Raw genomic sequence first — 19,204 nt, forward strand, 5'->3', positions numbered from 1 at the left:
CACCTCCATTTAATTCGCATTTAGTATGCGAATTAAGGAGGTGTTTTTTTCATGTCCCATTAATGGGGTTCACTTTACTACTTATCTATTTAATGACATCGCATTATAAGTAAACCGTATTGATCAGTTATTATTCTTCATTATCTCAGCTAACATCTTACCTTGATAATCCATTAATAAATCTGAATAGTACTGTTGATTTTTCCAAAAAAGCCAGCATAAAAATCCTTGAACAATTACAAGTAGAATTGCAACCCAAAATATATATGAGAATCCATTAAAGATCCAATTCCATCCAAAAATTATTAGACTAACAATAGTAGATAATAACTGAGAAAGAAATAAAGCTCCTAAGCCCTGTATTGTTGATAAATAATGTCTGTATCTTTCAGCTATATAATTACGTTGGTTATCATCTTCTATATTTTTAATTGCGTTTTGCCAAAGGAATTCAATATGATAATACTTTTTAGTATTTTCCCGCGGCCAGTCATCATTTTTTATTTGATTTGTTATTACAGATAAGTCCATATCCTTCAGACTTAGTGTCCATTTGTATGCAAAAAAAGCTTGATGACAAAGATAACCAATTGTCACCCCAATCCCTACAGATGCCAATAATAAAGTGATACTTTGTAAATTTTTATCATTTACTAATAACTTATCAAACGCATTTGAATGCATTAAAAACCAGCTTAAAGTTATCCAAAAGAGAAAAACCCATCCAGGAATTCACCATCTTATTAAATATTTTGTATCAAAATTCATACATGCGCCCTTCCTTCTATTCATCCTCTAACACTCATCAGTTCCCTAATTATATCAATATTTTTCTATATATTTGTAGTACAAAATAAAAATTATTTTCATACCACTAATATGACTTTTATATAATCCCTAAGGCTGTAGCTATCAGTCGTATAGCGCTTCTTTTCTTCTCGTAAAACGGATCACATTTCATCATCAATTCATTGTAAACATAGGAATCTTTTACTTTCTCATTCCCTAAATACTTCATTTCAATGATTTTGCGCTGATCATTATCAAGTGCATTTTGCAACGTCCTTTCAATCTGCCTAAACCGTATCTCATGCTTCTTATCATCTTTCATTTTCGGAAAAAGAAATGCGTACCCTGCTCGAATTTGTTCTTCTTGATTTTTCATACGTACGCGTAATGCTTTGTAATTTTTCAGCTCTTTCACCACAAGTTTACGCATCTCTTTTTCATCGATGTCTTCAAAGAATGACAATTGGTTCATATGATACGCTTCCCCTCCGTTCAAACTTTTTATTTCAAAGGATTATTTTGTTTAAAATTGTAAAAAACCACATGTTCGATTTTATTTTTGTTAAAATAATAAAGGATAAATTAAGATGATTTAATATGCAATTATCGTTACATAGAAAAGAGCTGATAAATTTGAACAAATGGGCAATATCTTCTTTAACATGCTTACTTTTTGCTATATTAACTGTATGGAATGAAGAAACAATAGAAATAGGTGGATCAGCAAACCTTTTTTGGAAAATCGGACTATTCACACCACTTATAGGAATATTTTTGGCATTAGGTGCTAGTTCTATTAGTCAACGAATTTTACTTGTATTGTTTAATTTAGGTTATTACCTTGTATGGATCTATCTTATTTTTAACGCTCCTATGTTCCCTCCGGACGAATACATGCCGCATGAAAGACCATTTGAAGAGCAGCGATGAATTTTTGCTAGCTGCTCTTTATCTATTGAATAAGCTTCTAATCTGTACAAAATGAAATTTTTGTTCAATCTTTTAAGATACCCTCGATAATATCCTGATCTTTCTTAAAAAATACGGTTCTTGTTTTACTGTTTGTGAACTCTTTAACCCGCTCAATTTTATAGTTTAATGTATCCTTTTCACATTGCAATTTATTTACCCATTTACTGTACATCTTGTTTTCTTTTTTTAGACGTTTAGTTTCTTTTTCAAGCTTTTCAATTTCATTATCATAAAAGTAATATGGCTGATTACCGCACCAAATTTTATATTCATCATTATCGGGATCATAATTTACTGACAAGCATGTTGGTGGTTCTAATGACCGTACTACTTTCATCATTTCATCCCATGTTTTTGCTGTCGTATACATTGACATCTATCATTCATCCTCCTCAAGTTCCGTAACAGTTAAATAATTTCTTCCTTTCTTTCTTTGGGACAATCTTCTTTGATATGCTGGTGTCATGTAAAAACGAACTGTTGCAGGAAGTACGCCCATATGTTGAACGCATTCCTTCATGGTCCCGATACATATAAGTGATTCACCTTATAGACTGCATATTCTTTTGAACTTGTTTATGACACTCATTGTTAAACTCTCCTTTGTTCTCAAATGAAGTTTTTATCATGAAACAAACCTTGAATGTTTATATCACTTTTAGACATCCTAAAAATAGGAGGTGATATATATATGAATGACTCTAAAAAAGAAAAAAATGATGTGACAAATAATAATGTGCTTGGTCTTGATTTAGATGAACAGGCTATGAATGGATTATACGGAATGCCTGAAACTGATATTGAAGACAAAGATCACCGTAAAAAAAGCAATTCACCAAAAATCTAGTACATATTTACACATAACATCTTTCTGATTAAGAGCACATTGCAAAAGTGCTCTTAATTTTCGGAGATTAAACCAAATAGCGTTTTTGTTTAGTTTTATACTGCTATCCCTTTAAACTCATTCACATTAAAATCCCTATATATGGTAAAATATAAAGTAATCCTATTTAAAGGAGGTTTATAAATGGCATTTCCAGCTTTGTTTACTATTGTCTTATCAATATTAATTCTGTATTTTCTTCATAAAGAAGAGAATGAAGAGCAATAATGAATTCTAAAATATTTTGTAGTACCAGCTGAAATATTAAGTATACTGACTCAATGTTTCAGCCAGTTTTATTTAAATAACGCTTTTGTTCAATTATTTATCCATTTCATTTTGAAATAGTAGCGTACCAACTATCATCCTTCCAAAAATCGTACTACATAGCAAATAATTATTTAAAAATGATTGTCATTGATTCACGCTTATCTAAAGAAAAACAAAACGAAGTATTCTTTCATGAATTATGCCATATCCTGCGCCACACCGGCATACAAGGGATTATGCCTACTGCTTTTCGTGAATTACAAGAATGGGATGCAGTACATTTTACCAAATATGCAGCTATCCCCTTCCATATGCTAAAATATATTAACCCTGCAAAGGATACTATGGTCGCTGATATGTCTGAAGTGTTTCAAGTCACTCCTGAATTATGTAAGCAACGTCTTACACAAATTCAAAGTAAAATTCGAATCAAGGAGTGTTTGACATGAAAGGACATATTCGAAAAAGAAATTAAAATGTAATAAGAGAGCTATTTGCTCTTTTTTCATTTCCATCCGACAAAATGTGACAAAACCTTTGTAACTATATTTGTTATTATTAGGTAGAAATCTTACATTTTAATATTGGGGGAAATAAATAATGAAGAAAAAGCTATTGATTTCAGCAACAGCGTTCACACTTTTAACAGTTGGGTATACTTCATCTGCATTTGCAGCTAAGAATCCTAACGACAAAGATTGTGGTCAATTCAAAAACAAACAAGAAATTATGGAGTTTTGGCACAGTAATGGTTACAGTGCCACTAATGACCCACATGACCTAGACCGTGATAACGATGGTTTACCTTGTGAAGTAAATAAAGGAGAATACGATCAATTCGTAGCTAGTAAGCAAGCTCCTGTTCAAAAACAAACAAGTAACAGCACTACTAAAGTAGAAACAAAGGAGAATAAAAAACAAGCTGAAAAGTTACCGAATACAGCTTCTAACAATGTGACAATGATGCTCGTAAGCGCCGGTCTAGTATTATTAGGTTCAATCTTTGTATTCCGTCGTAAGAAAACGAATGCATAAATCAATACATAAGGACGGCAGGTATATCTTCCTGTCGTTTTTAATGTGGAGTGATATATTTGAAAAAACTTGAATGGTTCGGCGTATTATTGATTACTATTGGTTCATTTGCTTTTGCTTATTACTTTATAGACTGGTATGATTCCAGAAAAACTGTTGTGACTATGGAAAATGCTGAAGTAGAACAATATCAAAATATATATGCCATGACTGATAATAAGGAAACATTTCCGGAATCTAAAAAACAAATCTCCTCTTCTCAAGTACAACACCAACAAGGAGAACAAATCGCATATATGGTAATCCCGAAAATCAAACGAAAATATCAAGTATACTGGGGTGCTGATGACAAAACATTGAAAAAAGGCGTTGGAATGTTCGTTAGTGACATTACAACAACCCCTTCTGGAAATGGGCACACTGTACTAAGCGGTCATCGTGACACAGTATTTACTGATTTGGGAAATTTACAAGAAAATGATTATATTTTAGTTGAATATGACAGCAAAATATACGTTTACCAAATTCGTAAACACTGGGTTACTGACGCAGAGGATCGTACTGTAATTGTTGCAAAGGATAAGCCTACGCTAACATTAACAACCTGTTATCCATTCAATTATGTCGGAGATGCTCCTAATCGGTATATAATTGAGTCTTCTTTAGTTGCTGTTCAATAAAAAAAAGAGCCCTATGGCTCTTTTTTTTATATCCCTGTTTCTGTATCAAAATTCAAGGTACTTCCCATTCCAGTGCCAGGATCTTTTATGTATCCTCCGCCAGGATTTGGATCGGAACTTAAAATACTTCCAATTCCTGTTCCTGGATCAGATATTATTTTCCATCCTGTGCCCGGCTCTTGTGACTCTTTTGAATATAAAAATATGATTACCATCCTTCTGGATCAGTAGAATTCTTTAAACCACCACCGCCTGGTTCATTGTGCCAGCCGCCAACCGGGTCTTTTGCAAACAATGCCATTCTCTTATCCCCTTTCATATTTTAATCTACTAATATTGTATCTTATTTTGTTATTTTCTAACAAGTTATGACAACCATATCCTATAACCCACACTGTTTATATATGATAAATAAATTCATTGCTAAAATACCTACATAACAAATTCCCTATCAATCCCACGCACTACAGTCTCTTTTTTAAAAATGTTTCCATAATATCTTGCTTAAATCTTTCATAATTGAATTGGAAAGCTACGTTATGCGTTTTATAACCTGGATTTGTAGTAAAACGAAAATCAGCTATACTTTGACCAAAGCCTTCTCCTTGATCAGGTATTATTTTAATGGGTACTTTAGAGAGGGAAACTGCATCTGTATTTAACAGGTACCATATGGTTACAAAGTCATGCATTGGACTTCCTTTTATACCAGGATTCGACTTCAAGTAAAAATTATAGTAGTAATCCAACATAGGTTTAATGATAAGTCCTGCAGGATCCTTTGTATTATGATGAAATGCATCGATTTGTTGAACCATTTCAGGCGTCACAATAGCACTTTGAGTAACGTTTAATGGAATAACTGTCAAATTTTTAGCATATTGTACGATTAGGTTTGCTCCATATGGATCTGAGTAAAAATTAGCCTCAGCCACAGCTGTCACATTTCCGGGATAAAAAAAAGCTCCTCCCATGCAAATATATTCTTTCACTTTTTGCATCTTTTTTAGATTTAAAACAAATGCAGTTGCCAAAGAAGAAAGCCTACCTAAATTAATAATAGTTAGATCATCCAAATTCAAATCTATAATCTGATAAATATCATGAATTGGATAAACTGGGGAATCAATCTGAGGTGGAATAATCGGTCCTAGCCCTGCTTCTCCATGTATTTCTGGAAAGGATTCAACAGCTATACCTGTTAAAGGCACCGAAGCGCCTAGAAAAACAGGTATCTCCGGTCTTCCTGCAATATACTTTAAATAGTTAATGTTCCATATAGCCTTTTCCCTTGATACATTCCCATAGTCAGCTACAATGCCTACTAACTGAATATCCTTACGGAAAAAGGTGTATAGAATAGCAAAGGCATCATCAACTCCTAAATCTGTAAACAAGAGAACCTTTTTTTGCATATATCTCCCCCCAAAAAACCTATATAAAATACATAATAGATTTATAAATTTTATGTATTCCTTAATGATACATTCCATTTGAACTGGTTATGTAATTCTTACTAAGAACAATATCTTTGAACTGTAAATAACAAACATATCCTATAACTAATGTAGTTTATATATGATAAAATATACCCATCGCTGATATGTCCAAACATGTAATTTTCATAGCAGCAAAATTACAACTAGACTTACACAACATGAATCAAAAATCGATGAAGCCTGTTACTACAGTCCGTAGCATTCATCAAATTGTTAGAACAGCTCTTACTTACGCTGTACGTCATGAAATTGTAAAAAAGAATGTTGCTGATGTTGTTAGTCCACCAGTAGCTGGCGCTGATGCTAAAACAGTAAATACTTGGACTGAAGAAGAGGTTCTCCGCTTTTTAGAGCACGCGAAAGAAAGTCGATATTACATCGCTTATTTACTGGCCATTACATGCGGTATGCGCAAAGGAGAAATACTGGGACTTCAATGGAAAGATATTGATTTTGAAAGACGAACGTTATCTGTTAACCGTTCCCTTTCTCATATCACAAAGGAATTCCATGAGCCAAAAACTTCTTCAGGAAAGAGATTGATTGTTCTACCTGACATTACTTTACAGGCGCTTAAAGAACATCTATAAAAGATATCTGAAGAAAAAGAACGATATGGCGATGGCTATAATGACTATGATTTGGTCTACCCTACTTTTAACGGAAATCCTTGCAATTTCAGAAGTTTGACACAGCTCTGGAAAAAGCTTATAAAGAAAAGTGAGGTTCCTGATATTCGGTTCCATGATCTGAGACATACTCATGCAACAATAATGTTAAAGCAGGGTATTCATCCAAAGATTGTAAGTGAGCGATTAGGACATAAAAGAGTAGGCATCACATTGGACACCTACTCACATGTTGTACCAGGACTTCAAGAAACTGCGGTGGATCAATTTGCAAACGAATTGTTCGAAAATAAAACCGTTCGTTAGAAGTTATGATTTTCCAATGAAATCACCACCTAAAAAATACAAAATAAAACAATTGTAAAAGGAGCAAAAAACATGAAAGAAATCAAGTCTGAAAAGGAATTTAAAGACATTATCGCAAGCGAGGAGCCAGTAGTAGTAAAATTCTTCACAACATGGTGTCCAGATTGTGTACGTATGGACAACTTTATTGGAGATGTAATGGAAGAGTTCAATAAATTTGAATGGTATTCTATTAACAAAGATGAGTTCCCAAGTATTGCGGAAGAATATCAAGTAATGGGAATTCCTAGCTTATTAGTGTATCAAAATGGTGAAAAACTTGGTCATTTACATAGTGCAAATGCAAAAACAGAAGAGCAAGTTACTGAGTTTTTAGAAGTGTATTAACTCCAACAAAATATGTATGTAATAAAAAAAGGGACGCAAAAAAAGCGTCCCTTTTAATTTATCTCCCTCCCAAAAAATGTAAAAACAAAAACATCTTTAGTCCATTTCCCTTTCCCATACATATAAAATCCAAATCCACTAATACCGCTTAATACAACAAGAATGGAAAGATATATCCAATTACTGTTATTTTTACTCTTTATCCCCTCTATAATTTGTTCTTTAGTACTTCCAATATAAACAAAATTCCCATACCTATTAGGTAATTCTTTAATTACCTTCCCATTTACCTGCCCCAGTACAACTACATTTTCTTTATTTTCTACTGCTTTAAATGAATAAAAGCGGTTTGTACCATCTGCTAACCTTGTAGTGTTTGCTTGAATATCATTTACCTTTGTTGAAATTACATTTTCACTATCTAATTCTATGAAAAGAGTTTCAAGTGACACATTGTCTTTATTGGCTAGCATTAATTCTTTATTTCCAATATGTATGGGGTTATTGTAAAAAACTTCCATTTGACCATTACTCCATAGAGAACGATTTGGTGCAGAAGTCTGTGTATAATACTTCGTTTTTTTCTTATGAATTCGATTTACTATCGCATATCCATTAGCAAGAAATGTTTCATCTCCTGTTACATGTTCAGAATATATCTTTCCTCGTACAAAGTACATACCATCTGCAACTTCTTTATCACTTGAAATCATCTTTAAATTACCGAGTTCATCCCAGAGTAAAAAACTATTTAAACTCTTATACCCATAAAAAACACATACAACTAATAAAAGTGTAAACAATGTCCCTATTTTAATTGTTGCCTTTTTATTCACTGATTTTTATTCCCCTATATACTACTAATATTTTCATCTTAATTATAATCAGAAATATTATTGATGTACATATATTAATCTTTTTGCCCTAAGCTAACTTTGTTATCCCCTACTTAAAAACCTATAAAGTGTCAACAATGTTTGTATAGACCCACATGAGTTTCGTTTGATACTCTATTAATAGAAAGAAATTCCTAACAGAAAGGTGAGTGATCGTTATGAATTCACTTTCTAATAAAGAAGCTGATAAAGGAGCCATCGTCAGCATTATCGCCTACATATTTTTATCATCACTGAAAATCGTAATTAGCTATATTGCTCTTTCCAGTGCATTACGTGCAGACGGTTTAAATAATTTAACAGATATCGGTGCTTCTTTAGCTGTATTAATCGGTTTAAAAATTTCTCGAAAGCCTCGTGACCCGGATCATCCATATGGTCATTCGCGTGCAGAACAAATCGCTTCACTTGTTGCTTCTTTTATTATGGCAACGGTTGGTTTAGAAGTTATCGTAAGTGCAATACAATCATTTTTTAATCCGCAAAAAACAGCACCAAATGTTCTTGCAGCATGGGTTGCTTTATTTTGTGCTGTCATCATGTACGTTGTGTACAAATATAATAATAAAATTGCGAAACGTACAAAAAGTAAAGCACTAGAAGCTGCAGCAAAAGATAATTTATCAGATGCCCTCGTTAGTATCGGTACAGTTGTCGGCATTGTCGCATCTCAGTTCCACATGCCTATCCTCGATCCAATCGCGGCCTTAATTGTTGGCTTTATCATTTGCAAAACTGCATGGGACATCTTTGTAGAAGCTTCTCATATGTTAACCGATGGCATTGATCCAGATAAAATGGAGGAATATTCACAAGCTGTCAAGCTTGTTTCTGGTGTTGAACATATTGTTGATATTCGTGCCCGTATGTATGGGAATCAAACGTATGTGGATATTACGATTGAAGTAGATGCTCGGATGGACGTGAGTAAAAGTCATCATATTACCGATAAAATTGAAGAAATGTTAGAACAGAAGTTTGGAATTTTTCACACACATATTCATGTTGAACCTATGCAAAAAGAACCTATGATGACATAGGTTCTTTTTTGATGAATGCTTCGTGAAACATAATACATAAAATGAGCCAACTTCCCCCTGCTGCCCAGCCTGCTAATATATCGGATGGATAATGAACTCCAAGATATACGCGGCTAATAGAAATAGAAAATATCACGAAACATGTAATAAAAATAATTAGCAACTTTCTATGCAATGTAATACGATGCTCCGTGATTGTTACATAAGCAATAAACCCTAGAAATGCTGTAGCATTCATCGTATGTCCGCTTGGAAAACTATATCCTGTAGCTGTAACAAGCTGTGACACATCTGGTCTTGGTCGTTCGTACCATAATTTTAGGAGGCTGTTAAGGTGACGGGATCCATAATAATTAATGATTAAAAACAACGCACCTAACAACCTTTTTCGAATGAGAAAGTACATTACAACTATGATTAATAATGGGAAATATATTTTTTTTGAACCAATATAAGACATCCAAGTGAAATAAGCTGTCAAATAATCGTTCCGAAAACTTTGAATAAATTTGGTAATAACATCATCAAATTTCTCAACACAAGCGGTATGATACGAAAGTGATAATCCGACAAAACAAATAAGTAATAGGCTTAACAAGTATACATGTCGATATCGTTTCACATACATAACCTCACTATATAAAAATAAAAAATGGAGCGGTTGTTTTAGTTTTCCTCTCCATTTCTTTTTTATGCATCATTTATTAAGAAATATAATTGTTAATTTTTTGCTGCATCGTTGGAATGTCTTCACGCGTTACAGTAAAACGAACGACTCTTTCATCTAAGTCTAAGGCTTCTGAAAATAAACCTGCTAGCCCACGGGCTTTTCTGTCTACTTCCATAACAATATCCAATCGATCATACGCACGTGGTAAAATTAATAATTCCAATTCATCCAATTTACCATAATACTGCCCCGAAACTGGAATGAACTCAAACTCTTGCGCAAATGGAATATTAGCACGTAAACGATGCGGTAGTTCTTCACACTCTGCTTGACGAAGCCTAAATCCTAATTGATTTACACTATCTAAAACACTATTTAATAATGCATTCGGTAACACCTGAACGTAATCACGATCACTCGGGTCAATACTTCGTTTAATATCAAGGCCTGTATGAACCCAAACTGTTTTCATGCCAAATGTAAGCGGCGCTTCAATTGGCATCGCGAATGAAAATGGGATTTCTACTTTTTCATTTGGAGATATCTTAATAGGCTCCGTTAAACGTACTCGTTCTAAATCGAATGTAGTACTTACTTTTTTATCATCTACTTCTCGTATATACGATGTCGATAGTGTTAAGTAAATGCTTTCAATTTGTTGACCAACTGATCCACCCGTAATATGAACCACACCTACAATTTCTTCCCCTACTAAATATTCATCTTTTTCAAGAACTGTATCCACTTTTGCATTTCCTATTCCAACGCTTGCTAAAAACTTTTGAAACATGTATCCCCCATCCTTTCTAATGCATGGCGTACATCTTTTCTAACATCTTGTACATTCTCATAATATGGAGTCTTCATCTGTAGCAGCCGCATAATAATTTCACGGTTTTCTTTCACTAGCTGTAACTCTTCATACCATGGCTTTTCCTCTTTTGCAGTAGATTCATAGCCAGAGTATAATAAAAATAATGTAAAGTGACCTAGTGCATAGAAGTCACTACGATAGTGAACTTCTCGCATATAGGCTTGTTCTCCTTCATAGGTACAGGCCCGCTCATCGACTTCTTCTATAAATCTAGCTAACCCAAAATCGATAATGCTAATTTGCCCCTCTTCCATTAAAATGTTAGGGATTCGTAAGTCTCGATGAATAATACCTTTACTATGAAAATAAGAAACAAGCTCAAGTACCTTGTATAAAATATGAAAGACCTCATATTCTTCATATACATGTCCATCTCTAAAAATGAAGTCTTCGAAATTCTTACCTGGCATATACTCCATTACAAAAAACGGTTGTTTTCTCCATATGAAACTGTCATATAAGTTCGGTATTGCCGGATGATCTAGCTGTTCTAGAATCGCTTGCTCCTGTGCAAAGGAACTTCTACCTGAAATATACCTTTGCTTACTTTGTCTTAATTGTTTCAAAACCTTTTTTTCTTTCGTTTGCAAATCAAAAACGATATATGTAAAGCCATAGCTGCCCATTCCAATTACTGATTCAATTTTATAGCGCTGCGTAACAATTGTATTATTGCGCTGCGGTCTATCAAACCAAGCAAGTATGTCACGCCACTTCATCAACTACTTGAAAAGAAACTACGACTTTTACGTTTTCTTTTATAGTGCTGATGTCCATAGCCATGAGAATTTCTCCTCTTATTATAATCACTACTTGAATACGAGCGACCTCTATGACGATAATCACTACTTGAATAGGAACGATATCTATTCTTCTTTCCTAGTAAAGAATCAATAATTTTTTTGAACATCCCTTCACCTCTTATTTGAAATTTTCTTTTTATTATACCAATAATAGTCCTTTATGTTTGTGACAAGTTTGTAAAGAAACAATTTTAAAGTGTAAAAAACGACGAGTAGGTCCCGTCGTTGCTTTCAGCCTTCATCCTCATCAAACACTTCATCAATCATACACTTTTCTAGTAAATACTCAAATGTAATATCAGCGAGATCTTCAATCTCTTCTCGCTTTGGTACATACCCTCTCTCAATTAGTTGCTCATAAAAAAACTCCGCAATTTCTTCCGTATCAATTACGACTTCAATTTCCTTCATGAGCATCACTCCTTTATTTCTGTTTTATGAAGAAATTTCAAAATTATGTATACAAGATTAGAAAAATAGATTTTCTTTTCTATATCATACTTGTCTGTCATATCGCTTCAACTTACAGCATACGATGTAGTACAAGCTATTTGAAGGGGGAAATAACTATGGAATATCAATATGAAATAGAGCAAAGAAAAGAAGAGTTCATGCATGAGGATAAATGGGCAGACTCTGTCATCAAAGGGCTTATTATTTTTTTAACGATTGTAGGTATACCTTACACAGCATATATTTTTGTTCAGTTCCTTCTTGCTTTCTAGCTATTTTTTCTCTGTTAATTTAACTAAATAATTATGGACGACATCCATAACAATTTTATATTCTTCATCTTGAAATGTTTCGTATAATAATTGATAGTCATTATAAATATCTAGTAATCCATCAATAATTTCTTGTCTGCTTGTTTTAATACTCACCTTTTTTGAGTTGTTTATTGACTTCAATTTTCCTAAATCTAATTTATTCATCCCTGCTTTATCTTGTTTTATTTTTTTCAAGATAGCATTAGCAGTTTGTGCATTCGCAAGCAAGGTTAAATCTGATTCATCAGCTTCTAACCACTCACCATCTGTAATTCTCGATAATTCATATATTGTATCTTCCCAAGCATCATTTTTATACCGCCACACCTCTGTACGAAACCCAACGATCCGAAAAACATCTTTATCATATCCCGTAACTTGCACAAGATCACCGAAAGTAAAATGATAGCGTAATTCAACCCATTCTGTTTCACCTTTTTTCATTTCTTGTTCCGTAACATGCTGAAGCGTTTGTTCCACATAATATCCATCATGATTATTAACTTCATATACATATACACCATCTAACATTTTCATATTTGTGATTTTACCAACGGTTCCATATAGCGTAATCACGACTATGTCTCCCACATTATATTTAGGTTGTTTTTTTCTTGCCATTTATATCTCTCCTTTTTAAAGTCGTGATTTTGATACCAGTATATGCAAACGATAGAAAAACGCTTATCACCTGAGCTTATATTCACAAAATTTTTCAATAAAAAAATACATCACTTTTTATAGAGTGATGTATTCATACAGATATATGTGATCGTTATCTTTCTTGTATGTATAGCTCCCAAGCCTCATCAAAAATAGACATACTGTCCAGTAATCCACTTAATTCTAAATACGAACTAATTTCATCGTAATCTTCTGATTGCTTCGGAAAACTTAAATCATCATACATAGCTTCAGCTAAATCTGACACTTCATTTTTGATTAAAGACGCACGGTGCTTCATCATATAGTGATAAAATGACTTTTTCAAAAATATTCCCTACCTTTCTAACTTGGGTACATTATACAAGGGGGAAAAGAAAAAAACCAGCATAATTGCTGGTTAAAAGTCGAAATAATTTCTCTTTAGTAGACGTGGGCGTTCCATCAACTCTTCATATGTTAATTGTTTTGGTAAATCTTTTGTATAAATTAAAAACAACTGATCTTCTATTTCTTTTACAACATGATCAGGCTGATAGTCCATTCCACATGATGAACAAGAGATACATGGTGTCTTTTGAATTTCAATGGCTTTTGTACCATCTGGCAATTCCCAATATACAGTATTCAGACTTTCTTTCGCTTCTGTACTGTCACACCACATACAATTCATACTGCGTCACCCTCAGCTTCTTTATTTTCTTCTAACTTCGCCATTTGGGCTTGATATTTTTTATCTTTTAACTGATCACGTTTATCACGTTTATCTTTTAAAGAAGAATGCGTTTCATTTGTTTCATAATCTTTCCGGCGATTCATACGTTGCAGGTCATCCGGAACAAGATTAAATTTCTTATCACTCATCAATCCTGCTACACCAATATCCGAACGCTTCTCTTCGTATGTTGGATAAATTTCTTTAAAGTAACCTTCTGCTCTTCCTGGTACATAGTTTTCTGGTTCTGGATACGTTGTAATAACTCCCTCAAAGTTACGAAGAACTACTTTATCCGCGCTTTGTGAGATTAAATAGTTTGGCTGAAGGGCGATTTTTCCGCCTCCACCTGGAGCATCGACAACGAACGTTGGTACAGCATAACCGGAAGTATGTCCACGTAGTCCCTCAATAATTTCTAATCCTTTAGAAACCGGAGCACGGAAATGACCAATACCTTCCGATAAATCACATTGATAAATATAATACGGACGAACACGAATTTTCACTAAATCGTGCATCAGCTTTTTCATGATTGGTACACTATCGTTAATTCCAGCTAAAATAACTGCTTGGTTCCCTACTGGAACACCTGCATTCGCAAGCATTTCACATGCTAATTTAGACTCTTCTGTAATTTCAATAGAAGTATTAAAGTGTGTATTTAACCACACTGGGTGATATTTTTTAATAATATTACATAGATTTTCTGTAATACGTTGTGGAAATACAACTGGAGCTCTCGTTCCGATACGGATAATCTCCACATGCGGAATTGCTCGTAAATTCTTTAAAACGTATTCTAAAATTTTATCATTAATAAGAAGACCATCACCACCAGAGATTAAAACATCACGTACTTGCGGTGTTTCGCTAATATAAGCAATTGCATCATCTAGTTGCTTTTTCGGAACACCCATTCCAATTTGTCCACTAAAACGACGACGTGTACAATAACGACAATACATCGAACATTGATTTGTTACTAGAAATAAAACGCGGTCTGGATAACGATGTGTTAAACCTGGGACTGGTGAATCTTCATCTTCATGAAGCGGGTCTTCTAAATCATATTTTGTTTTATATAATTCTTCCGAAATCGGTACAGATTGCATCCGAATCGGACAGCGTGGATCATCAGGATTCATAAGAGAAGCATAGTACGGTGTAATATTTAACGGAATCGTTTTCGTTGAAATTTTAACACCTTCTTCTTCTTCTGGTGTCAAATTAATTACTTTCTTTAAATCATCTAACGTTTTGATCGTATTCGTTAATTGCCAAACCCAATCATTCCATTGCTCTTCTGTAACATCTTTCCATAATTCGATATCTTTCCAGTGACGATTTGGTTTGTATACATCATGTAACATTGCTATTCCCCCTTTTTTTACGCTCGCCATTTAAATAAGCAATAATTATGCCAACTCTGCGTGTTCAATAAGTGATGACGAAAGATACCCTATTAAATATGAGAAAAAATATTTTTTCTTATTTTAAATGGCGCCTTATTTAATATAATATTCATTACTTTCTGTATATGTAAACGCTCTTTTATTGGTGTAAACACACAAAAACCGCCGATTATTCGGCGGTTTTGTCATACTTATTTAATTTATATTGCAATGTTTGTCTTGGAATACCTAGTAATTTAGCAGCTTGCAAAATATTCCCATCTGTTTCCGTTAGCGCTCGATCAATTAATTCTTTTTCTGTTTGATTAAGTGCTTCACGTAACGGGAGAATACATTTCTTCTTTTTCTTTGAATCTACTTCTTTTCGAAATGTTCTTGGTAAACAACTAACCGTTAATGAACTTCCTTCTGCAATAATAACAGCGTGTTCAATGGTATGTTTTAACTCTCTTACATTTCCAGGCCAATGATACGCGAGTAACCTTTCTTTCGTCTCGTTATCCATATAGAGTACCTGTTTTTTATATTCTTTGTTATAGTCTTTTAAAAAATAAGACGCTAACAATAATACATCTTCTTTTCGCTCACGAAGCGGTGGAATATATAACGAAAATACATTTAAACGATAATATAAATCAGTCCGAATTTTATTTTCACGTAAACATACTTCTGGAGGTTGATTCATCGCCGTAATCACACGAACATTGACTTTTCTCGTCTTACTATCACCTATGCGACGAATCACTCCATCTTCTAATGCTCGAAGCATTTTTGCTTGCAGATCAAGGGGCATCGAATTTAATTCATCTAAAAATAATGTCCCTCCATCTGCAAGTTCAAATAACCCCGCGCGCTCAATAGCGCCTGTATAACTACCTTTTGTTGTTCCAAATAATAAACTCTCTAAAAGAGATTCCGGAAGAGCTGCACAGTTTTGGGCAATAAACGGTTTGTTTTTCCGTTTTGAAGCCTCATGAATCGCTTGTACAAATAATTCTTTTCCAGTCCCTGTCTCTCCGTAAATTAAAACATTTGCGTCTGTTGGAGCTACCTTTTGTGCCAAATCTTTCGTTTGTTTAAAGCGCGAATCATCCGTCACAATTGTATTAAAGGCAACGTGTTTTTTTATTAACTTCTTCCTAGAAGATCGCTTCATTTTTGATTGTAAATCGACAATGGTATCTGTTAATTTTTGAATCGTCGAATAATCTTTTGCGATTTCAACAGCACCTGCAATTTTATCTTCTATAAAGATAGGTAATGTAGTATTTACAGTACATACGTCTTCACCGTTTAAATTTTGATACCGCTGTACTTGATGCAAAATCGGCTTTTTTGTATCTAAAACTTTCATAAGTGTACTCGTTTCTCTTGATAAAGACGGGAATGCTTCTAATAAATGCTTCCCTAATACATTCTCAATCTTTGATCCATCATGTTTTGCAGCAACAGTATTATAAAAAATTGTAATACCATTTTCATCCACCGCATGAATAGCTTCATCAATACTGCCCAAAATCGCTTCAATGACTTCTTGTGTCGAAACTGCCAGCAATGTCATCCCCCCTCTTGCCAAAAATCCAGCAATTTATATGCCAGATTTTCGGCATCCCTGTGTGCGATTATAAGCATTACGATTCCGTTCTATTTTTCTATTTATTTCATATCATTATTTTTCAACTAATAAGTGATAAAGTGAAACTTTAATCAGTGGGGCTTCATCCCCCACTGATGGTTATCCCGCAACAATCGAGCATTCTAATTTTGTATGACGAAGCTCTTACTTCCTGTTAATGTGGGATAAATCTTTCACCCATACATTCATATCTTCTAATTTATCAAAAATATAACAATTATTTGCTAGTCTACCTGTGTATTTGTATCCCAGCTGATGAAAAGCTGCGTTCATGCCAAATGAAAGCGAACGTGCGATTGTGTAAGAACAAAAGATTGCTCTCTCTTGTAATTCTTCTTCTAACTTGATGAGTAGACTTTTCATAAATCCATGTTTTCGATATTCAGGTAAAGTTGCACAATTCGTTAATTCCGCATTACCTTCTTTCACATTCATCTCCGCTGAAGCAGTACTAATAATGCGGCCCTCTGATTCATACACATAATAAATTGTATCTTCCTTCATTGTCTTAATGATATAGTCCGCTTCATTTAGCGGTGTCGGATAAATTTCAAACACTTTCCCGAATACACCTGCCAATTCTTCCGCGTCTGCTTCTGTCGCTTTCCGTAAGACAAATTTCTCAGGAATTTGTTTCTCCTTTACTTCCTTTTCTCTTACACCATTTATAATGTGGTCCTCATCAATCCACTGGATACTATTCCGTCTTTCATCATCACGGTATTTTACAAGAAAGTATGCATCATGTCCTTGAAAATAATGAGGAATCGTCGCTTCTAATAAAAAGCCAAAAGAGAGCCACGCCGAAACATGCTCTCCCTTTCCTTTTATAATACATTTGGTGAAAGAATGCTTCTCTGCTAACTCTTCTATTTTGTGCATGAGACTTTCTACATTTCCTGTATAATGATCTACCCTGATACGTTTATTAAAATAATCTAACGCTCCTTCTACAGTATAATGGTTCGTCTGTTCTTTAAATGATTCATAATATTTCATTTTTTCACCTCACACCAGTCTAGTAATGTACATGCAATAATTTTTGCTGCGGCAATCATTTTATCCACTTCAATGTATTCATTTGGATAGTGGGCTACTTTTGTCTCTCCTGGCCCAAATACTATAGTTGGTACATCAGCGATTTGTGTAAATAATCCCCCATCTGTTCCCCATGGTGATGCTTCTATAATTGGACTTCTGCCTTCAATTTGAGCAAAATTATCTTGAAGTGTTGTAATAAGTGCATGATCCTTTTCTAATTCACCTGGAACCCACCTTGCTCCAAACCATTCTACTACTACTGGATATTCTTTAAACCATGGATCTACATTCTTTAATTCCCCTATCCAATTTTCAAATTCTTCTTTTGCCGCCTCTATAGTCTCATTCGGCGCAATTCCACATCTTCCTTCTAAAATTAACGAATCTGGCACAGAACTTGGCCAGCTACCACCTTCAATTTTCCCAACATTGATTGGAATTGGGATTGGAATTCCTTTGTATAATGGATCTATAATTCGTTCATTTCTTTTCTGTTCTAGTTTTCTCAAATGTTCAACGACAAACATACTCTTTTCAATTGCACTAACTCCCTCGTAACGTGTACCACCATGTGCTGCTTTTCCTTTCACATGTAGGCGAAACCACATTGAACCTTGCTGTTTCGGGAAAAATTTCATATTTGTCGGTTCTGGAATAATAACACCATCCGCCTTATAGCCTCTTAAAATCGCTGCTAACGTACCTGCCCCACCACTCTCTTCTTCTATTACACTTTGAAAATGAATATCTCCTTTTAATTCAATACCCAGTTCAACAATTGCTTCCATTGCCAGCATAAGAGACACATTTCCGCCCTTCATATCCGTTGTTCCACGACCGTATATGCGATCCCCTACTTTTTCACCACTATAAGGGTGGTGCTCCCATTGATTTACATCACCTTCTGGTACAACATCAATGTGACCATTTAAAATCATCGATTTTCCATCGCCACTTCCTTTTAACGTCGCCACAACATTGGGGCTATCCGAAAAATTCGTTCTTGGCGATACAAAATAAGGATGATCTTTCATCTTTGTAAAAGAAGGTTCCCAAATATCGAGGTCTAAGCCTAACTCACGTAATTTTTCAATAACAATTGCTTGCGCGCCGCTCTCATTACCTGATACACTCTTTTCTTGAATTAATCGTGTTAAGAGCTTTACACTTTCTCCTTCATGACTTTCAATATAATCACATACTTGTTTTTTTAATTGCTCCATATTTGTTA

26 protein-coding genes and 2 pseudogenes are annotated in these 19,204 nt (G+C 34.2%); 9 read left to right on the plus strand and 19 right to left on the minus strand.

The window, feature by feature from the left end; genetic code table 11:
• Positions 1–123: 123 nt before the first annotated feature.
• Both J4P91_RS10125 and J4P91_RS10130 read right to left on the minus strand, forming a co-directional pair.
• The gene (locus tag J4P91_RS10125) at positions 124–732 is read right to left on the minus strand and encodes a BA5345 family protein (RefSeq protein WP_483862143.1); all 609 of its coding nucleotides are present in this window, start codon (positions 730–732) and stop codon (positions 124–126) included.
• A 154-nt stretch (positions 733–886) separates the two neighbouring features.
• Positions 887–1,261 (minus strand): ArpU family phage packaging/lysis transcriptional regulator, encoded by a 375-nt coding sequence (locus J4P91_RS10130; RefSeq protein ID WP_207993992.1) that lies wholly within the window; start codon positions 1,259–1,261, stop codon positions 887–889.
• 125 nt (positions 1,262–1,386) lie between these two features.
• Between J4P91_RS10130 and J4P91_RS10135 the strand changes: the two genes are divergently transcribed.
• Positions 1,387–1,719 (plus strand): hypothetical protein, encoded by a 333-nt coding sequence (locus tag J4P91_RS10135; RefSeq protein WP_243763791.1) that lies wholly within the window; start codon positions 1,387–1,389, stop codon positions 1,717–1,719.
• 64 nt (positions 1,720–1,783) lie between these two features.
• On the opposite strand, the gene J4P91_RS10140 is transcribed toward J4P91_RS10135, so the two are convergent.
• Together J4P91_RS10140 and J4P91_RS29700 are read right to left on the minus strand one after the other, a co-directional pair.
• Positions 1,784–2,137 carry a hypothetical protein gene (locus J4P91_RS10140; RefSeq protein WP_207993994.1) on the minus strand — a complete coding sequence of 118 codons (354 nt, stop codon included), beginning with the start codon at positions 2,135–2,137 and terminating at the stop codon, positions 1,784–1,786.
• A 3-nt stretch (positions 2,138–2,140) separates the two neighbouring features.
• Positions 2,141–2,337: pseudogene (locus tag J4P91_RS29700) on the minus strand (hypothetical protein); the annotation flags it as partial.
• A gap of 115 nt (positions 2,338–2,452) precedes the next feature.
• Between J4P91_RS29700 and J4P91_RS10145 the strand changes: the two are divergent.
• The 4 genes from J4P91_RS10145 (at position 2,453) to J4P91_RS10160 (ending at position 4,632) form a co-directional block, all read left to right on the plus strand.
• Positions 2,453–2,608, plus strand: a complete 156-nt coding sequence (locus tag J4P91_RS10145; protein WP_207993996.1) for a DUF4021 domain-containing protein — start codon at positions 2,453–2,455, stop codon at positions 2,606–2,608.
• 383 nt (positions 2,609–2,991) lie between these two features.
• Positions 2,992–3,366 carry an ImmA/IrrE family metallo-endopeptidase gene (locus J4P91_RS10150; RefSeq protein WP_307802529.1) on the plus strand — a complete coding sequence of 125 codons (375 nt, stop codon included), beginning with the start codon at positions 2,992–2,994 and terminating at the stop codon, positions 3,364–3,366.
• A gap of 151 nt (positions 3,367–3,517) precedes the next feature.
• Positions 3,518–3,952: an excalibur calcium-binding domain-containing protein gene (locus tag J4P91_RS10155; protein WP_207993998.1), complete on the plus strand. Its 435-nt coding sequence runs from the start codon at positions 3,518–3,520 to the stop codon at positions 3,950–3,952.
• Between the two features lie 59 nt (positions 3,953–4,011).
• Positions 4,012–4,632, plus strand: a complete 621-nt coding sequence (locus J4P91_RS10160) for a class D sortase (RefSeq protein ID WP_207994000.1) — start codon at positions 4,012–4,014, stop codon at positions 4,630–4,632.
• Between the two features lie 26 nt (positions 4,633–4,658).
• Here J4P91_RS10160 and J4P91_RS10165 read toward each other — a convergent pair whose 3' ends face one another.
• Positions 4,659–4,847 carry a hypothetical protein gene (locus J4P91_RS10165; protein WP_243763793.1) on the minus strand — a complete coding sequence of 63 codons (189 nt, stop codon included), beginning with the start codon at positions 4,845–4,847 and terminating at the stop codon, positions 4,659–4,661.
• Positions 4,848–5,096: 249 nt separating this feature from the next.
• Entirely contained in the window at positions 5,097–6,047 is a 951-nt protein-coding gene (locus J4P91_RS10170) for a nucleoside hydrolase (protein ID WP_207994001.1), read from the minus strand.
• Positions 6,048–6,304: 257 nt separating this feature from the next.
• Between J4P91_RS10170 and J4P91_RS10175 the strand changes: the two are divergent.
• Positions 6,305–7,066: pseudogene (locus J4P91_RS10175) on the plus strand (site-specific integrase).
• Positions 7,067–7,138: 72 nt separating this feature from the next.
• The gene (locus J4P91_RS10180; RefSeq protein WP_098337240.1) at positions 7,139–7,453 is read left to right on the plus strand and encodes a thioredoxin family protein; all 315 of its coding nucleotides are present in this window, start codon (positions 7,139–7,141) and stop codon (positions 7,451–7,453) included.
• Positions 7,454–7,506: 53 nt separating this feature from the next.
• On the opposite strand, the gene J4P91_RS10185 is transcribed toward J4P91_RS10180, so the two are convergent.
• Entirely contained in the window at positions 7,507–8,289 is a 783-nt protein-coding gene (locus J4P91_RS10185; RefSeq protein WP_207994002.1) for a hypothetical protein, read from the minus strand.
• Between the two features lie 218 nt (positions 8,290–8,507).
• Here J4P91_RS10185 and J4P91_RS10190 point away from each other — a divergent pair, with 218 nt between their 5' ends.
• The gene (locus J4P91_RS10190; protein ID WP_207994003.1) at positions 8,508–9,389 is read left to right on the plus strand and encodes a cation diffusion facilitator family transporter; all 882 of its coding nucleotides are present in this window, start codon (positions 8,508–8,510) and stop codon (positions 9,387–9,389) included.
• Here the strand turns inward: J4P91_RS10190 and J4P91_RS10195 are convergent.
• The 5 genes from J4P91_RS10195 to J4P91_RS10215 form a co-directional block, all read right to left on the minus strand.
• Positions 9,376–10,011 carry a phosphatase PAP2 family protein gene (locus J4P91_RS10195; RefSeq protein ID WP_207994004.1) on the minus strand — a complete coding sequence of 212 codons (636 nt, stop codon included), beginning with the start codon at positions 10,009–10,011 and terminating at the stop codon, positions 9,376–9,378. The two genes, J4P91_RS10190 and J4P91_RS10195, sit on opposite strands and share 14 nt — an antisense overlap.
• A gap of 82 nt (positions 10,012–10,093) precedes the next feature.
• Complete coding sequence (locus tag J4P91_RS10200) at positions 10,094–10,849, minus strand: sporulation protein (RefSeq protein ID WP_207994005.1); 756 nt, start codon at positions 10,847–10,849, stop codon at positions 10,094–10,096.
• A complete protein-coding gene (locus J4P91_RS10205) occupies positions 10,831–11,652 on the minus strand; it encodes a serine/threonine protein kinase (protein ID WP_207994006.1) in 822 nt (273 codons plus the stop codon). Before J4P91_RS10205 ends, J4P91_RS10200 begins: the two co-directional genes overlap by 19 nt.
• Positions 11,652–11,843 (minus strand): hypothetical protein, encoded by a 192-nt coding sequence (locus tag J4P91_RS10210; protein WP_017149660.1) that lies wholly within the window; start codon positions 11,841–11,843, stop codon positions 11,652–11,654. Before J4P91_RS10210 ends, J4P91_RS10205 begins: the two co-directional genes overlap by 1 nt.
• A 124-nt stretch (positions 11,844–11,967) precedes the next feature.
• On the minus strand, positions 11,968–12,147 hold the full coding sequence (locus tag J4P91_RS10215) for a YozD family protein (RefSeq protein WP_003197525.1): 180 nt from the start codon (positions 12,145–12,147) through the stop codon (positions 11,968–11,970).
• A 158-nt stretch (positions 12,148–12,305) separates the two neighbouring features.
• Between J4P91_RS10215 and J4P91_RS10220 the strand changes: the two genes are divergently transcribed.
• Entirely contained in the window at positions 12,306–12,461 is a 156-nt protein-coding gene (locus J4P91_RS10220; RefSeq protein ID WP_017149661.1) for a DUF3930 family protein, read from the plus strand.
• Here the strand turns inward: J4P91_RS10220 and J4P91_RS10225 are convergent, their stop codons facing one another.
• From J4P91_RS10225 to J4P91_RS10255, 7 genes are all read right to left on the minus strand, one after another.
• Positions 12,462–13,124, minus strand: a complete 663-nt coding sequence (locus tag J4P91_RS10225) for a hypothetical protein (RefSeq protein ID WP_017149662.1) — start codon at positions 13,122–13,124, stop codon at positions 12,462–12,464.
• A 154-nt stretch (positions 13,125–13,278) separates the two neighbouring features.
• The gene (locus J4P91_RS10230; RefSeq protein WP_017149663.1) at positions 13,279–13,494 is read right to left on the minus strand and encodes a YozE family protein; all 216 of its coding nucleotides are present in this window, start codon (positions 13,492–13,494) and stop codon (positions 13,279–13,281) included.
• A gap of 72 nt (positions 13,495–13,566) precedes the next feature.
• Positions 13,567–13,839, minus strand: coding sequence for a YokU family protein (locus tag J4P91_RS10235; protein WP_017149664.1), 273 nt, complete (start codon positions 13,837–13,839; stop codon positions 13,567–13,569).
• Positions 13,836–15,254, minus strand: coding sequence for a lysine 2,3-aminomutase (kamA, locus tag J4P91_RS10240; protein WP_017149665.1), 1,419 nt, complete (start codon positions 15,252–15,254; stop codon positions 13,836–13,838). The genes J4P91_RS10235 and kamA overlap by 4 nt, the downstream gene beginning before the upstream one ends.
• A 211-nt stretch (positions 15,255–15,465) precedes the next feature.
• A complete protein-coding gene (locus J4P91_RS10245; protein WP_207994007.1) occupies positions 15,466–16,857 on the minus strand; it encodes a sigma-54 interaction domain-containing protein in 1,392 nt (463 codons plus the stop codon).
• A 219-nt stretch (positions 16,858–17,076) separates the two neighbouring features.
• Positions 17,077–17,931, minus strand: coding sequence for a putative beta-lysine N-acetyltransferase (ablB, locus tag J4P91_RS10250; protein WP_207994009.1), 855 nt, complete (start codon positions 17,929–17,931; stop codon positions 17,077–17,079).
• The gene (locus J4P91_RS10255; protein ID WP_207994010.1) at positions 17,928–19,196 is read right to left on the minus strand and encodes a peptidase; all 1,269 of its coding nucleotides are present in this window, start codon (positions 19,194–19,196) and stop codon (positions 17,928–17,930) included. The genes ablB and J4P91_RS10255 overlap by 4 nt, the downstream gene beginning before the upstream one ends.
• Positions 19,197–19,204 lie beyond the last annotated feature (8 nt).

Origin of the sequence: Bacillus sp. XF8 (genome assembly GCF_017498755.1) — a bacterium.
Lineage (GTDB): Bacteria > Bacillota > Bacilli > Bacillales > Bacillaceae_G > Bacillus_A > Bacillus_A bingmayongensis.

Coding starts and splice junctions, on each gene's coding strand:
- J4P91_RS10130 (WP_207993992.1), bottom strand. CDS start 1,261: ATGAACCAATTGTCATTCTTTGAAGACATCGATGAAAAAGAGATGCGT.
- J4P91_RS10135 (WP_243763791.1), top strand. CDS start 1,387: ATGCAATTATCGTTACATAGAAAAGAGCTGATAAATTTGAACAAATGG.
- J4P91_RS10140 (WP_207993994.1), bottom strand. CDS start 2,137: ATGTCAATGTATACGACAGCAAAAACATGGGATGAAATGATGAAAGTA.
- J4P91_RS10145 (WP_207993996.1), top strand. CDS start 2,453: ATGAATGACTCTAAAAAAGAAAAAAATGATGTGACAAATAATAATGTG.
- J4P91_RS10155 (WP_207993998.1), top strand. CDS start 3,518: ATGAAGAAAAAGCTATTGATTTCAGCAACAGCGTTCACACTTTTAACA.
- J4P91_RS10165 (WP_243763793.1), bottom strand. CDS start 4,847: ATGGTAATCATATTTTTATATTCAAAAGAGTCACAAGAGCCGGGCACA.
- J4P91_RS10170 (WP_207994001.1), bottom strand. CDS start 6,047: ATGCAAAAAAAGGTTCTCTTGTTTACAGATTTAGGAGTTGATGATGCC.
- J4P91_RS10180 (WP_098337240.1), top strand. CDS start 7,139: ATGAAAGAAATCAAGTCTGAAAAGGAATTTAAAGACATTATCGCAAGC.
- J4P91_RS10190 (WP_207994003.1), top strand. CDS start 8,508: ATGAATTCACTTTCTAATAAAGAAGCTGATAAAGGAGCCATCGTCAGC.
- J4P91_RS10200 (WP_207994005.1), bottom strand. CDS start 10,849: ATGTTTCAAAAGTTTTTAGCAAGCGTTGGAATAGGAAATGCAAAAGTG.
- J4P91_RS10205 (WP_207994006.1), bottom strand. CDS start 11,652: ATGAAGTGGCGTGACATACTTGCTTGGTTTGATAGACCGCAGCGCAAT.
- J4P91_RS10210 (WP_017149660.1), bottom strand. CDS start 11,843: ATGTTCAAAAAAATTATTGATTCTTTACTAGGAAAGAAGAATAGATAT.
- J4P91_RS10215 (WP_003197525.1), bottom strand. CDS start 12,147: ATGAAGGAAATTGAAGTCGTAATTGATACGGAAGAAATTGCGGAGTTT.
- J4P91_RS10220 (WP_017149661.1), top strand. CDS start 12,306: ATGGAATATCAATATGAAATAGAGCAAAGAAAAGAAGAGTTCATGCAT.
- J4P91_RS10225 (WP_017149662.1), bottom strand. CDS start 13,124: ATGGCAAGAAAAAAACAACCTAAATATAATGTGGGAGACATAGTCGTG.
- J4P91_RS10235 (WP_017149664.1), bottom strand. CDS start 13,839: ATGAATTGTATGTGGTGTGACAGTACAGAAGCGAAAGAAAGTCTGAAT.
- kamA (WP_017149665.1), bottom strand. CDS start 15,254: ATGTTACATGATGTATACAAACCAAATCGTCACTGGAAAGATATCGAA.
- J4P91_RS10245 (WP_207994007.1), bottom strand. CDS start 16,857: ATGACATTGCTGGCAGTTTCGACACAAGAAGTCATTGAAGCGATTTTG.
- ablB (WP_207994009.1), bottom strand. CDS start 17,931: ATGAAATATTATGAATCATTTAAAGAACAGACGAACCATTATACTGTA.
- J4P91_RS10255 (WP_207994010.1), bottom strand. CDS start 19,196: ATGGAGCAATTAAAAAAACAAGTATGTGATTATATTGAAAGTCATGAA.